1 protein-coding gene is annotated in these 240 nt (G+C 42.1%); it reads right to left on the bottom strand.

The annotated features are described in order from the left end of the window. Positions 1-240, bottom strand: a 240-nt coding sequence (locus tag AAEY57_RS21010; RefSeq protein WP_350608785.1) for a carboxyl transferase domain-containing protein, incomplete at both ends; no start/stop codon positions are given.

Below are 240 nucleotides of genomic sequence, written 5' to 3'. Positions count from 1 at the left end.
CCAATAACCGTACATATTGTCGGCACTTTAAGTGACGCCATTACTTTTAAGTTACGTGCGATTGCTTCAGATTGACCACGTTCTTCAGCGCCAACACCTGGGTATGCACCTGGTGTGTCAATAAAGGTCATGATTGGCATTTTAAAACGCTCAGCCATTTCCATTAAGCGTAATGCTTTACGGTAACCTTCTGGCTTTGGCATACCAAAGTTACGTTTAATTTTTTCAGCAGTATCACGA

This window comes from Pseudoalteromonas sp. MER144-MNA-CIBAN-0113 (assembly GCF_040308965.1).
GTDB classification, from domain to species: Bacteria; Pseudomonadota; Gammaproteobacteria; order Enterobacterales; family Alteromonadaceae; genus Pseudoalteromonas; species Pseudoalteromonas tetraodonis.
This window is presented reverse-complemented; position numbering and strand designations above follow the sequence as displayed.